This is a genomic window from Bacillus sp. FSL W7-1346 (genome assembly GCF_038593335.1).
Lineage (GTDB): Bacteria > Bacillota > Bacilli > Bacillales > Bacillaceae > Bacillus > Bacillus altitudinis.
Map to the genome: position 1 here is coordinate 2,018,341 of NZ_CP151988.1, position 12,365 is coordinate 2,030,705.

At 40.4% G+C, this 12,365-nt stretch carries 16 protein-coding genes; 5 read left to right on the forward strand and 11 right to left on the reverse strand.

The window, feature by feature from the left end:
- Nucleotides 1-7: 7 nt before the first annotated feature.
- A complete protein-coding gene (locus tag NST09_RS10270) occupies nt 8-1,126 on the forward strand; it encodes an NADH-dependent flavin oxidoreductase (RefSeq protein WP_024718533.1) in 1,119 nt (372 codons plus the stop codon).
- Between the two features lie 48 nt (nt 1,127-1,174).
- Here the strand turns inward: NST09_RS10270 and NST09_RS10275 are convergent, their stop codons facing one another.
- Entirely contained in the window at nt 1,175-1,681 is a 507-nt protein-coding gene (locus NST09_RS10275) for a PTS glucose transporter subunit IIA (RefSeq protein WP_008344623.1), read from the reverse strand.
- A 168-nt stretch (nt 1,682-1,849) separates the two neighbouring features.
- Between NST09_RS10275 and NST09_RS10280 the strand changes: the two genes are divergently transcribed.
- Entirely contained in the window at nt 1,850-2,269 is a 420-nt protein-coding gene (locus NST09_RS10280) for an Hsp20/alpha crystallin family protein (protein WP_007500867.1), read from the forward strand.
- Between the two features lie 21 nt (nt 2,270-2,290).
- On the opposite strand, the gene NST09_RS10285 is transcribed toward NST09_RS10280, so the two are convergent.
- From NST09_RS10285 to NST09_RS10295, 3 genes are all read right to left on the reverse strand, one after another.
- Complete coding sequence (locus NST09_RS10285; protein WP_017359729.1) at nt 2,291-2,743, reverse strand: YppG family protein; 453 nt, start codon at nt 2,741-2,743, stop codon at nt 2,291-2,293.
- A gap of 108 nt (nt 2,744-2,851) precedes the next feature.
- A complete protein-coding gene (locus NST09_RS10290; RefSeq protein ID WP_017359730.1) occupies nt 2,852-3,223 on the reverse strand; it encodes a YppE family protein in 372 nt (123 codons plus the stop codon).
- 58 nt (nt 3,224-3,281) lie between these two features.
- Complete coding sequence (locus tag NST09_RS10295; protein ID WP_234717153.1) at nt 3,282-3,515, reverse strand: DUF5446 family protein; 234 nt, start codon at nt 3,513-3,515, stop codon at nt 3,282-3,284.
- A 196-nt stretch (nt 3,516-3,711) separates the two neighbouring features.
- Between NST09_RS10295 and sspM the strand changes: the two genes are divergently transcribed.
- The gene (gene sspM / locus NST09_RS10300) at nt 3,712-3,816 is read left to right on the forward strand and encodes an acid-soluble spore protein SspM (protein WP_017359731.1); all 105 of its coding nucleotides are present in this window, start codon (nt 3,712-3,714) and stop codon (nt 3,814-3,816) included.
- A 23-nt stretch (nt 3,817-3,839) separates the two neighbouring features.
- Here the strand turns inward: sspM and NST09_RS10305 are convergent, their stop codons facing one another.
- Complete coding sequence (locus tag NST09_RS10305; RefSeq protein WP_017359732.1) at nt 3,840-4,796, reverse strand: DUF2515 domain-containing protein; 957 nt, start codon at nt 4,794-4,796, stop codon at nt 3,840-3,842.
- A gap of 46 nt (nt 4,797-4,842) precedes the next feature.
- On the opposite strand from NST09_RS10305, the gene recU reads away from it, so the two are divergent.
- Together recU and NST09_RS10315 are read left to right on the forward strand one after the other, a co-directional pair.
- Complete coding sequence (recU, locus tag NST09_RS10310; RefSeq protein ID WP_072368256.1) at nt 4,843-5,478, forward strand: Holliday junction resolvase RecU; 636 nt, start codon at nt 4,843-4,845, stop codon at nt 5,476-5,478.
- A 19-nt stretch (nt 5,479-5,497) separates the two neighbouring features.
- The gene (locus tag NST09_RS10315; protein ID WP_025207532.1) at nt 5,498-8,185 is read left to right on the forward strand and encodes a PBP1A family penicillin-binding protein; all 2,688 of its coding nucleotides are present in this window, start codon (nt 5,498-5,500) and stop codon (nt 8,183-8,185) included.
- Between the two features lie 35 nt (nt 8,186-8,220).
- Here the strand turns inward: NST09_RS10315 and NST09_RS10320 are convergent, their stop codons facing one another.
- From NST09_RS10320 to NST09_RS10345, 6 genes are all read right to left on the reverse strand, one after another.
- Nucleotides 8,221-8,730, reverse strand: a complete 510-nt coding sequence (locus tag NST09_RS10320) for a YpoC family protein (RefSeq protein ID WP_041507035.1) — start codon at nt 8,728-8,730, stop codon at nt 8,221-8,223.
- Nucleotides 8,727-9,389 (reverse strand): endonuclease III, encoded by a 663-nt coding sequence (gene nth / locus NST09_RS10325; RefSeq protein WP_008344602.1) that lies wholly within the window; start codon nt 9,387-9,389, stop codon nt 8,727-8,729. The genes NST09_RS10320 and nth overlap by 4 nt, the downstream gene beginning before the upstream one ends.
- A gap of 17 nt (nt 9,390-9,406) precedes the next feature.
- A complete protein-coding gene (locus NST09_RS10330; protein ID WP_007500879.1) occupies nt 9,407-10,111 on the reverse strand; it encodes a DnaD domain-containing protein in 705 nt (234 codons plus the stop codon).
- Between the two features lie 97 nt (nt 10,112-10,208).
- Nucleotides 10,209-11,501 (reverse strand): asparagine--tRNA ligase, encoded by a 1,293-nt coding sequence (gene asnS / locus NST09_RS10335; protein ID WP_024718525.1) that lies wholly within the window; start codon nt 11,499-11,501, stop codon nt 10,209-10,211.
- A gap of 116 nt (nt 11,502-11,617) precedes the next feature.
- Nucleotides 11,618-12,103, reverse strand: coding sequence for a cell wall elongation/penicillin-binding protein regulator TseB (gene tseB / locus NST09_RS10340; RefSeq protein ID WP_007500889.1), 486 nt, complete (start codon nt 12,101-12,103; stop codon nt 11,618-11,620).
- Nucleotides 12,104-12,115: 12 nt separating this feature from the next.
- Nucleotides 12,116-12,286 carry a YpmA family protein gene (locus tag NST09_RS10345; protein WP_008344594.1) on the reverse strand — a complete coding sequence of 57 codons (171 nt, stop codon included), beginning with the start codon at nt 12,284-12,286 and terminating at the stop codon, nt 12,116-12,118.
- Nucleotides 12,287-12,365: the final 79 nt, after the last annotated feature.

Below are 12,365 nucleotides of genomic sequence, written 5' to 3' on the forward strand. Positions count from 1 at the left end.
GATCAGATTGAAAAACGAATTTAAGCCTTTATTTGAACCTTTTACATTCCCAGGGGGTGCCTCTATTGATGGCCGTTTAGTCGTTGCACCAATGACACACTTCGGTTCTCATGAGGATGGCACGATCTCAAAGGAAGAAATTGATTTTATTACCGCTAGATCAAGCGAAATGGGCATGGTCATCACCGCATGTGCAAACGTGACGCCAGATGGTAAGGCGTTTGAAGGACAGCCTTCTATTGCAAGAGATGAAGATATACCTGGCCTTCAAAAGCTTGCTTCTGCGATTCAAGCGAAAGGAACAAAAGCCATTATGCAAATTCATCATGGCGGCTCTCAGGCTCTCCCTCATTTAGTCCCAAACGGTGATGTCGTTGCGCCAAGTGATGTATTTAAAGATGGAAAACAAATTGCGAGAGCTTTGACAGAAGAAGAAATTCCTCACATCATCGACTCATTTAAAGAAGCAGCAAGGCGCGCAATCCAAGCGGGATTTGATGGGATCGAAATCCATGGAGCGAACGGATATTTATTACAGCAATTCTACTCCCCGCATAGTAATCAGCGTACAGATCAATGGGGCGGAAGCGAAGAAAAGCGTCTCGCATTTCCAATTGCAGTAGTAGATGCAGTGAAAGAAGCAATCAAAGAGCATGTAACAAAACCATTTATCTTTGGGTATCGATTATCACCTGAAGAACCAGAAACACCTGGTTTAACCATGACAGAAACATTTACTTTAGTGGACGTACTTAAGACAAAAAACCTTGATTACTTGCATATTTCTTTAATGGAGATTGACGCTAAAGCAAGACGTGGTGCTGATACAAGTAAGACGCGGATGGAATTATTAAAAGAGCGCTGTGGTGACACGCTTCCACTCATCGGCGTCGGCAGCGTCATTACAGCTGAGGATGCACTGAATGCATACAATCAAGGGATTCCACTCATTGCTGTTGCAAGAGAAGTCATTGTTGATCCCGATTGGGCAGTAAAGATTAAAGAAGGCAGAGAAAACGAGATTGAAACCGTCATTAAACGCAGTCAAAAAGACAAGTACATGATTCCAGAGGGTTTATGGACTGTCATGGAAGCAAGTAAAGGCTGGGTTCCAATGGAGGATTAATGTCCTCAATCAAAAAACTACCCTATCAACTCAGGGTAGTTTTTTGGATTATTTCATTTTCACTGTAAAAAGCTTGGACGTCTGCTTTTCTACAGAGCCCTTAGGTTCTTTGTCAAGATGTTCTACTAAATCACCATTCATGATGACAATTGGTGTCACTGTGCTTGCCGCTTTTTCTTCAATCAGCGCTAAATCACACGTAATGAGAGGATCACCTGCTTTCACTTTATCCCCTTCTTTTATGTGTGCTTCAAAGCCTTCACCATTTAATCCAACCGTTTCAAGTCCGATATGAATCAGAAGCTCAAGCCCCGAGAGTGTTCGAATCCCAATTGCATGTTTTGTATGGAAGAGTTGAATAATTTCACCATCTACTGGTGACACAATGGTGCCGTTTTTTGGTTTTACAGCTACGCCGTCTCCCATCATCTTTTGAGAAAAAACGGGATCTGGTACATCGGTCATATCCATTAACTCTCCATCCACTGGAGAATAAATGACTTCTTCCTTTACATCATCTTGGTTTTTTCCGAAACCGAATAATTTTTTCAGCAATGTTCATTTGCTCCCTTCAAGCTTTGCTTCTAGATCTATTCAGCGTATAAATCTTCACGCCCATACACCTTGCTTCATTCAACACTATTTAATCATAATTTTTTCCTCTCATCAATTGATAACCGCCTGAGCCCCTTTTGCATAGGCTGTAGATGAGAGGTGATTCAAATGAAACATGAAAGTGAAAAGAAACACGAGTTGTTAGCAAATGAAGACATTCTATATGAAGCGATTGAACAATTTTTTGCATCATCGCCATTTCATGACATTTTAAATAGTGCAGAGGCGCTGATGACCACGAGCCATTCACTTGCATCCATTACAACCGATGTGACAGAAGATGATCAATATGTATATATTGAGATTCGATTTCCAGACCATTTTGTCGAAGGTGATATCGCACTAGAAGTGAAAGCGCAATATTTACACTTATCGGTACAGGAAAAAATCAAAACAGACACGACTTCCTCCTATTCGAGCTTTACCAAAACCATTTTAATGCCTGCAAAAATAGATGAAACCAATATGAAGAGCGTTTGGAAAGATCAATCACTTCGTGTGACTGCGCCAAAACAAACAACCCAATAGATGTATATCTATTGGGTTTTGCTATGCTTTAAAAATACTAGTAAATCCTTTCGCCAATGAGCCCACTTGATTCATTGTACTCATCATTTGTCCAGCAGTATCAAACATTTTATTAAAATCGTATTGCCCATTCGTTTTTTTAAATTGTGACAGCACACTTTTAAATTGAGATGATTGCTGTTTTTGTGGCCTTGGCAAAGGATAAGGATTCATAGGTTGCTGCATAGGCATCATGCCCGGCGGCTGCATTTGCGGCTGATTCATTGCTTCAGGCTGCGGCTGATAAGGCTGGAAGTTTTCCTGATATCCAAAAGGCGGCTGATAGCCTGCAGACGGCGGCTGGTTCATTTCACCTTGATATGGGGGCATGAAATATTCTGGAGGCTGCGGAGGCTGCTGCATATCTGGATACGGAAAAGGCCGTTGCTGAAATTGATTCATTTCATAAGATGGCTGGTTTGAATAAGGGAACATGTATCTCGCTCCTCTCGCTCTGAAAACATATTGAAGTCAATGATATATTATGTTCAGGAAGCAGAAGATGTGCCTACAGCAGCCATAAGAAAAACGCAGACTGTTTCATCAGCTGCGTTTGTTGATTTCTTCTATTAAAAGGTTCAGTGTATAAATCACTGACTCAACTAAATTTTTCACACGAGGTGCATGCTGTTTGCCAAAATAAGATTGCAGCACAACCTCTTTTCCATTTTCTTGGACGGCTTCAAGCTGTTCTTGATGTAAGTATCTAGGTTTGGCCTGATGAATAAATGAGGTAGCAGCAGTAAGCCACTCTTCCATTTGCTGATCAAATTTGACAACGGCCGGTTGAATATCGTTGTAAAAATCATAAACTGGGTATTCCTCTTCTGCCTTTCCCTTAAGGTACTGCTCGTATGCTTCTTCGATCCACGTGATCAACTCTTGTGTATGTTTCAGTAATGTTTGATTATCCAAAGTGTTCACCTCTATGAACCATCCTATCAAACGTTTACTTATTGCTCAAATAGAAAAGCTATCCGGCGTGATATGCGGGTCTTGCCGCCAGCTTATACTCTGCTGCATGAATTTTCAATTCACATTCCTTCACTTCAGATTCAAGACGGTCAATGATTTGTTCTTGCTCCTCTACGGCAGCGTTTTTTGTTTTTTTGACAGCTAAAGACAGTTCTTCTTCCACCTCATCAATCTTTCGCTCAATTTCCTCTAACAACTGCATAATGGATTCTTTTGATACAAATTCGCTCATCATCAGATTCCTCCTTTATCATCTCTCGTTACATTCTCTTTTCTTTTACTCCCTCCTTCATACATGACAAAACTAGAACTAAATCGCCAATCTAAGTGAAGATAAGCGCAATTTCTTCCATTTCGACACGTGCTTGTCCTTCTTTGTATGATCGCGTCCGATTGTGTAAATTCTAAGGACAAAGGAGGTAGATGTCATGAAAAAGCAGCAAGCACCAAAAGAGCAAAAAACAAAAGGGAAAGAAAACAGTACAGATCAGCTTGATAAAAAGCTCGGCGGCCCTAACCGTCCATCCACGTAAAAAAAGCAGGTACCCCCTGCTTTTTATTTATGCAAAAAATAGTGTTCTAATGAGAAAAGAAAACGAAGCTGCCTTTTTTTATGAAAATACCAGTCGGTCAGCTCAATTTGTTTTGGTAAACGCTCTGCTTCAAACAAGGATGGACTCAATTTCTTTTGAAACCAATCTTCCCTTTGATCGTCTAATGAATGTGTCATGACTGGATACACTGTTCTGAGGAAAGGGCTTGACCTTCGCGCAATCCCTAAAAACGGTTCAAAATCAAATCGAGATCCCGTATGCGGCACGGTATGCAAAAAATGATAAAAATCCGAAAACAAATCGGCTCGAAACAATAGTTTTGCTAGTTTTTTCCCTAACGTAATGCGCTCTTTTACTTGGGAAAACTTTCGTATGGTTAAGCCGTACAAATGCCCGTCTACTGTCGGAAAAACGACGGTTTGAAAATGTGCCCACTCGCTGAAAAGATATTGAATCGAGTGAAAAACATTCTTTTTCAGGAGAGGATTTTGTATAATAGGAGATTGTATAGTATATTGTTCATTTATGATGAGTGCATGCAGCAATCGCTCTGTGTCACGCTTTTGCCAAAATCGTTCCCACTCAGCGCTCATAAAACGAGACACACCGAAATGGGGCAGCAGATGAAATAAAGGTTTGCGGCACCTTTTTGACCATTCATACAAGAGAAGCTGCGGGTAAGCATCTGAAAAGATCAGCCAATTCGCTCTTTCATATGCTGTAAAGAACAGATGCCCTTGCTGATCCGTTAAACCCGGATGGAAGAGCTCGCCTTTTAAATCTGTCATCGACCATCCAGCATTTCTGGAGACAAAAGAAGCAAGCAGAGACCATTTCATCTCTGGATGACGGTCATAAAAGCGCTTGTACGCATTTGTCCTTGTCAGGTTGTCCTTATTTTTCGCTTTCGTTTCATGTAAAATATGCTGGGTAATCATGTGCTCTTGTTGTGACAACATGGTGATCTCTCCAATACAAAATGCATTAAAAGGAGGCTGAAACTTGATGATTCGGTATCCTAACGGAAAATCGTATCAGCCCATTCAACAAATTGGGACAAAAAAAAGAATCAGCGGCGAATCATCTTATAGTAACCGCGGGATGACGCTTGAAGCTGACTTAAATGAAACGAACCAGTACTATTTGGTCAACGGGATCGCAGTCATTCATAAAAAGCCTACCCCTGTTCAAATTGTCAATGTGGATTATCCAAAAAGAAGCGCTGCTGTCATTAAAGAAGCCTATTTTAAACAATCCTCCACAACAGACTACAACGGGGTATACAAAGGGCGTTATATCGATTTTGAAGCAAAGGAAACCAAAAGCACCACCTCGTTTCCGCTCAAAAATTTCCACGACCATCAAATTGAGCATATGAAACAGGTTGAAAAGCAAGGCGGTATTTGTTTTGTTATTATATCCGCATTTGGTTCCGTTTATTATTTGTCCGCTACTGACCTCTTCTTCTTTTGGGAGCGGCAGCAGCAAAACGGCCGTAAATCCATTAGCAAAGATGAATTAATGGAAGCAGGTCACCTCATGACACTTGGATATTCGCCAAGAATTGATTATATTAAAGTAGTGGAGACACTTCATTTTTCGGATGACAGGAAGCAACATTTACGTTCGAAAAAGGTTTAACACGAAAGGTTGAGATGTGATGTCTGATCAATTTACAAGTCGTGAACAGCGACGTAAAGCAAGTCAAGAAAACAATAAGAAGCAAAAGAACAAAAAAGGCAAAAAGAAAGCAGGTCTATTTAAAAAAATATTTTTATCTTTACTCGTGATCGGTCTTCTTTGTTTAGTAGCCGGAATCACAACTTTTGCCGTTTTTGCATCAAGCGCTCCTTCTATTGATGATAGCAAGCTAAAAACGCCGTATTCTTCAAAACTTTACGATAAAGACAAAAAAGTCTTTGCAGAAGTCGGGGCGGAAAAAAGAACGTATGTCTCGATTAAAGATATACCCGACGTGGTAAAAGACGCGTTTATTGCAACTGAAGATGCACGTTTTTATAAACACCACGGGATTGATCCTATCCGTATTGGCGGTGCTCTTGTCGCAAACGTCGAGGACGGTTTTGGAGCAGAAGGTGGAAGTACGATTACACAGCAGGTTGTGAAGAACTCCCTGCTTAACAATCAAAAGACGTTAAAACGTAAAGTACAGGAAGTATGGCTCTCGATTCAGCTTGAGCAAAAATACTCTAAAGATGAAATTTTAGAAATGTATTTAAACCGTATTTTCTTCTCTCCTTATGCTTATGGTGTTGGGAAAGCAGCTGAACAATTTTTCGGAGTGACAGATTTAAATAAACTAACTGTTGCACAGGCTGCCACACTTGCAGGTATGCCGCAAAGTCCATCTGCCTATAACCCAGTGAAACATCCAGAGGCAGCGGAAAAACGTCGTAATATCGTTTTAGGCCTAATGAAAAAACAAGGCTATATTTCAGAAAAAGAGTATGAGGAAGCAAAAGCAACACCTGTCAGCAAAACGGTTGTTTCAGCTGATAAATATAAGAGTCAAAACTCAAGTAAGTACTCTGCTTATATTGAAGAAGTCATGGAAGAAGTACAGAAAAAAGCCAAAGTAGATGTATCAACAGATGGATTAAAAATCTATACTTCTCTTGATCGAAAAGCACAGGATCATCTGGATGACATCATCAATGGGGATTCAGCCGGATTTACGAAAGGTATGCAAGCTGGAGTCACCCTGCTAGATACAAAAAATGGTGAAATTCGTGCCATTGGCGGTGGTCGTGATGTACCAGCCGGCGGCTTTAACTATGCCACTGATGCAAAACGCCAGCCGGGATCTACAATCAAACCAATTTTAGATTACGGCCCTGTAATTGAAAACAAAAAATGGTCAACATATCAGCAAATTGATGATGCGCCTTATACGTACTCTAACGGTACACCAATTAACAACTTTGACAGAAGACACTTAGGGAAAATGTCGATGAGAAGTGCTTTGGCACAATCACGAAACATCCCTGCTTTAAAAGCTTTCCAAGAAGCTGGTACAGATAATGCTGTTCAATTCGCCAATAACTTAGGTTTGGACTTACCTTCTGACATTCCTGAGTCTTACTCAATCGGCGGATTTGACGAAGGTGTCTCTTCTCTTAAAATGGCTGGTGCATTTAGTGCATTCGGTAACAACGGATACTATAATGAACCGCATGCTGTAACGTCTGTTGAATTTAATGACGGGACGAAGCTTGACTTAACGCCAGACTCTAAAGCAGCCATGAGTGATTACACTGCATTTATGATCACAGATATGCTGAAAACTGCTGTACAATCTGGAACAGGTACACTCGCACAAGTACCGAATGTTCAAGTAGCTGGTAAAACAGGTACAACCAACTTTACACAAGATGATATTAATAAATACAACATCCCTTCTGGCGGTGCGAAAGATTCATGGTTTGTCGGTTACACGCCGCAATACACAGCAGCTGTGTGGACTGGAATCGGCAACTCAAAAGATGCAGACGGCAAAATGTGGCTTACGGATTATGAACAACGTGTTGCCAAAGTTGTTTTCCAGAAATTAATTTCTCAAATTGATGATGGAAGCGGCTCATTTGAAAAGCCAGACAGTGTCGTTGAAGCAACGGTTGAAAAAGGATCAGATCCAGCGAAGTTAGCTGGACCAAACACACCAAGTGATAAGAAGACAACGGAATACTTCGTCAAAGGAACTGTCCCAACAAAAGTTTCTGACACATATGAAAAGAAAGAAGCTGACAAACCATCTGACTTAAAAGCGGTGTATGATGAAGAGAAAAAATCGATTACACTCACTTGGGGTTATGATGACGATGCAGATGCAACATTTAATGTAAAGCAAGCGGTCGATGATGGCGGCTATAAAGACATTCAAAACAGCTCTTCTAAAGAAGCCGTCATCTCTGATGTGAAGCCAGGATCCACCTATAAATTCCAAGTGACAGCGACTGTAGACGATGTCACAAGTAAAGCGGCTTCTACCTTCCTCACCATTAAAGATGACGAAGAAGAGGAAGAAAAAGCAGATGATGAGAACAAAGAAGAAGAAGAGCCACAGCAACCTGATGATGAGCAGACAGATCAAACTGATGATAATCAAAACCAAGGTGGCACTGATGAACAGAAGCCTGATGATAAAAAAGATCAAGGCGGAAATACCGAAAACGGCAATGGTGGTTCAAGTGATGGCTCAGACAGTACAAATGGAAACAGCAACTCACAGAGCGATGCCAATAAAGATAAAAAGAAAGACGACGAGAAAGCCAATTCTCAAAGCTCAAATACTCAGTCAAATTCTACTTCTCGCAAAGAAGACGAATAACAAAAAAGCACTTGCCCTATGTGGCAAGTGCTTTTTTAACGATTTTGTTTTAACTTTCTGAGTGCTTCATATTTTCCATACTGCTTTTTGAGCTCTGTGTATAACTCGTCCAATTGAATAAAGCAATGATATTGAGTAGGTTTAAGCAAAATAAACTCTAATCGTTCTGTCCAGTTAATAGGGGCTACTGGAAACGTCTGTTGTTTAATTTGCTCCCAATCAACGGTTTGAAGCTTCTCTCCTTTGATCCAGTAAAACATTGCAATCATACTGACAATGCCTTGCAGCATATCATCCTCTTCACACCGAGATTTTCTCGTTTGAAAGCGAGGAAGCATGTTGTCTTTTAATTCATTCCACAGATCAAACATCAAAGGAACAAATTCTTCCGTTTTCTCCCACGGTTGCTCATCTAGTAAAGGTTCTGAAGATAGATCAAATGCGAGTGGATTGATTCTTAATATATCCTTTTTTTCGCCGCTTATCTCTACCTTTTTCTCTTTTAGCTTTTCGACATATGAGGTGAAAACAGCTGCTCCGCTCATGCCAGCTTCACCAGCCCTTTTTTCAGCCTCTTCTGCCCTTCTCTGCACATATCAAGAAGTGGACAAGATTCACACTGTGGCCGCTGTGCCTTACAGTGATATCTGCCGAAAAAGATGAGACGATGATGGGTCACGGACCAATCCTCTTTTGGCACCTTCTTCATTAAGGTTTGCTCTACCTCAAGAACAGAATCCTTCCAGCGGCAAATCCCAAGTCGTTTGCTGACGCGCTCGACATGTGTATCTACTGCAATGGCGGGAATTCCAAAAGCGACAGATACAACGACATTTGCTGTTTTCCGCCCAACCCCTGGGAGCTTGATTAGCTCATCTCGATCTCTTGGCACTTCACCGCCATAATCTTCAATCAGCATTTGGCTTAATTTTTGAATGTTTTTTGCCTTATTACGATAAAGACCGATCGAACGAATATCCTGCTGCAACTCTTCAAGCGGCACACTTAAATAGTCTTCTGGTGTTTTATATTTTTGAAATAGATGTTTGGTCACTTTGTTCACTAAAACATCTGTACATTGCGCTGAGAGTGCGACAGCAATCACTAGTTCAAATGGATTGGAATGAACAAGCTCACACTCAGCTTCTGGAAACATATCTCCTATAATATCTAAACATTCATTGATTTGTTTTTTTGATAACATGCCTTCTCCTTTATTGGTTATTGTTCCAGCCAATTATAAAAAGGAACTTGTCTTTTATATGAAGATGTTTCTTCTTTTGAAGGTGGGGCTTTTTGCTGCGAACGGAAATGTTGGCTATGCTCTTTCGCTTCTTCCGCTGTTTTCAGCCCTTTCTTTTTCCACTCAAACAATATTCGATCGATATAGCGAAAATTTAATTTTCCGGATAAAACGGCTTCTCTTAGAGCAAGACGAATCATTTCAGCATCATGATGGTCTTGGTCCATCCAGATCGAGAGTGTTTCCCCTTCAAGAGGAGAAAGTGGTCTGCCAAACTCATCTTCAAATAGCGCATATAAAGATTTTTCAGCCTGCACATGATTCTTTTGCAGGTCTTTCGCCTGTTTTGCTTCTAAAAAGTCATACAGCACACCCCATAAGGGTTCTACCGAGTACCGGTCATGCTGAATACCAGACCTGTCTTCAAACGGCTGGATCGAAATAAACCCTTTTTGAATCAAATACTGCACCATATAAGCACATTCTTCGGCCGAAATGGTCATACCATGTGAAAGCTCTTCAAATGTTTGAAAAAAGACACCTTGTTCTTCATTCATTTTAATCTTTAACATGACCATCATTTGTGATTCATTCAGTCCTAATTGCTCATAATGGGCAATCAGCAAATTAGGCAAACTGGTCGAACCCATTTTCTGCATATCTATAAATTGCTGCCTTTTCATCGGATACACCTCTTCACTTTCAGTATATCACGTTTTCTCATACGTGCTGCCCTTAAGACGTTTGAAAAAGCCTCCATATATTGGAGGCTTTCACGTCTTAAGGATATAAACGGTTTAATAATCTTGGGAATGGAATTGTTTCACGCACATGCGGCGCTCCGCTAATCCAAGCAACTGTTCGTTCAAGTCCAAGACCAAAACCTGAATGTGGTACAGAACCATATTGTCTTAATTCTGTGTACCATTTGTACGTTTCTTGATCTAATCCATGTTCTTTTAGTCTTGCTTCAAGCAGATCTAAATCATGAACACGTTCAGAACCGCCGATAATCTCGCCATAGCCTTCTGGCGCAATTAAATCTGCACAAAGGACGACATCATCACGGTCTGGTGCAGGCTGCATATAAAATGGTTTTAATGAGGTTGGGTAATGAGTGATAAAGACTGGTTTATCATAGCTTTCGGCGATCGCTGTTTCATGTGGCGCACCGAAGTCATCTCCCCATTCGATGTCATCAAATCCTTTATCCTGCAAGAATTTAATCGCTTCATCATATGTGATGCGCGGGAATGGTGCTTTGATGTTTTCTAATTTTGCTGTATCACGGCCAAGTGTGTGCAGTTCTACTTTACAGTTTTCAAGTACACTTTGAACAACGTGAGACACATAATTTTCTTGGTACTCAAGGTTCTCATTGAATTCAACAAATGCCATCTCAGGCTCGATCATCCAGAACTCGATTAAATGACGTTTTGTTTTCGATTTTTCTGCTCTAAATGTTGGACCAAATGAGAATACTTTTCCGAGTGCCATCGCAGCAGCTTCCATGTAAAGCTGTCCACTTTGAGAAAGATATGCATCTTCATCAAAATATTTAGTAGCAAACAGCTCTGTTGTTCCTTCTGGAGCACTTCCTGTTAAGATTGGCGGATCCACTTTCACGAAACCTTCTTGATGGAAAAACTCATATGTAGCACGAATAATTTCATTACGGATTTTCATAATGGCATGCTGTTTTTTAGAACGCAGCCATAAATGACGGTGATCCATTAAGAATTCTGTTCCATGTTCTTTTGGTGTAATTGGGTAATCTGTTGCTTCGTGAATCACTTCAATGGATTTCACTTGTAATTCAAAACCAAGTGGTGAACGTTCGTCTTTTGTTACTTGTCCTGTGACATAGACCGATGTCTCTTGTGTCACTGATTTCGCAAGCTTAAAGACTTCCTCTTCTACCTCTGCTTTTACAACGACTCCTTGAATAAAGCCTGTCCCGTCGCGAAGCTGCAAGAATGCAATTTTCCCGCTTGAACGTTTATTGGCAATCCATGCGCCGATTGTTACTTCTTCATCGACGTGTTTAAACACTTGATTAATAGTTGTTTTCAACATATTTCCCTCCAAAGCCAGAAAGAAACTCACCTTGTTAGATCGGTGTGATTCTTTTTTCATACATTTTATTATAACCGTTCTAAATCAGCATGGTCAACGCAAGACAGAAGAAACTACGGTGTTAAATTTTTTTCCACTCGTCCTGTCGTAAAATCAACATAGCTGAAACTATATTGGTTGTTCTCATTTAAGTACGTTACTTCCCAAAGGAGGACGTCACCTTCTCGTGCTAATTGAACATTTTTTAGCTTAGAAATGGTGTTCTCCTTTTGAACGGCTTGTACTGCTTGGTTTGAAGTAATGCCTTCTTTAGCTTTTTTAGCAATGACTTTTTCTTTTTTGCTGGCAGGTACCCACACATAGATCGCTTCGTTTTGTTTGTTTTTACCTTCCACAATAAATTGCTTTTCTTTCCCAACAAAGGTATCCACTTGCTCTACTTGTGCTAATGATGCTTGCTTTTTTGCTCGTTCAATCGCTGCCTCATGACCTTCTTCTTTTTGACCCATGGCCATTTGATAAATCCACGAAAAGCTAATGATGCCAATGAGTAAAACGAGCGCAGCAACGGATGAAATAATCCAAACTATTTTTTTCATGTCAAGCTTCCCCTATGTGCGATATATGGTAAATATCGCTTGATTTTGATCTTCTTGATCTAATGCTAATCCAAACATAAGATCTTCCCTTTTAAGCGTTCTGTTCAGCAAATCGACGATTTTGTATAGGTCTTCTGAATGCTTAATTTGAACAGTTGAAAGTACCTCTATTTTACTTTCCACTTCTAATTCCTCCTCGGTACGTAAATATTGTTAGTCATACTTTTCAATGTGAGAACCGATACTATTTTTACAACGGAAC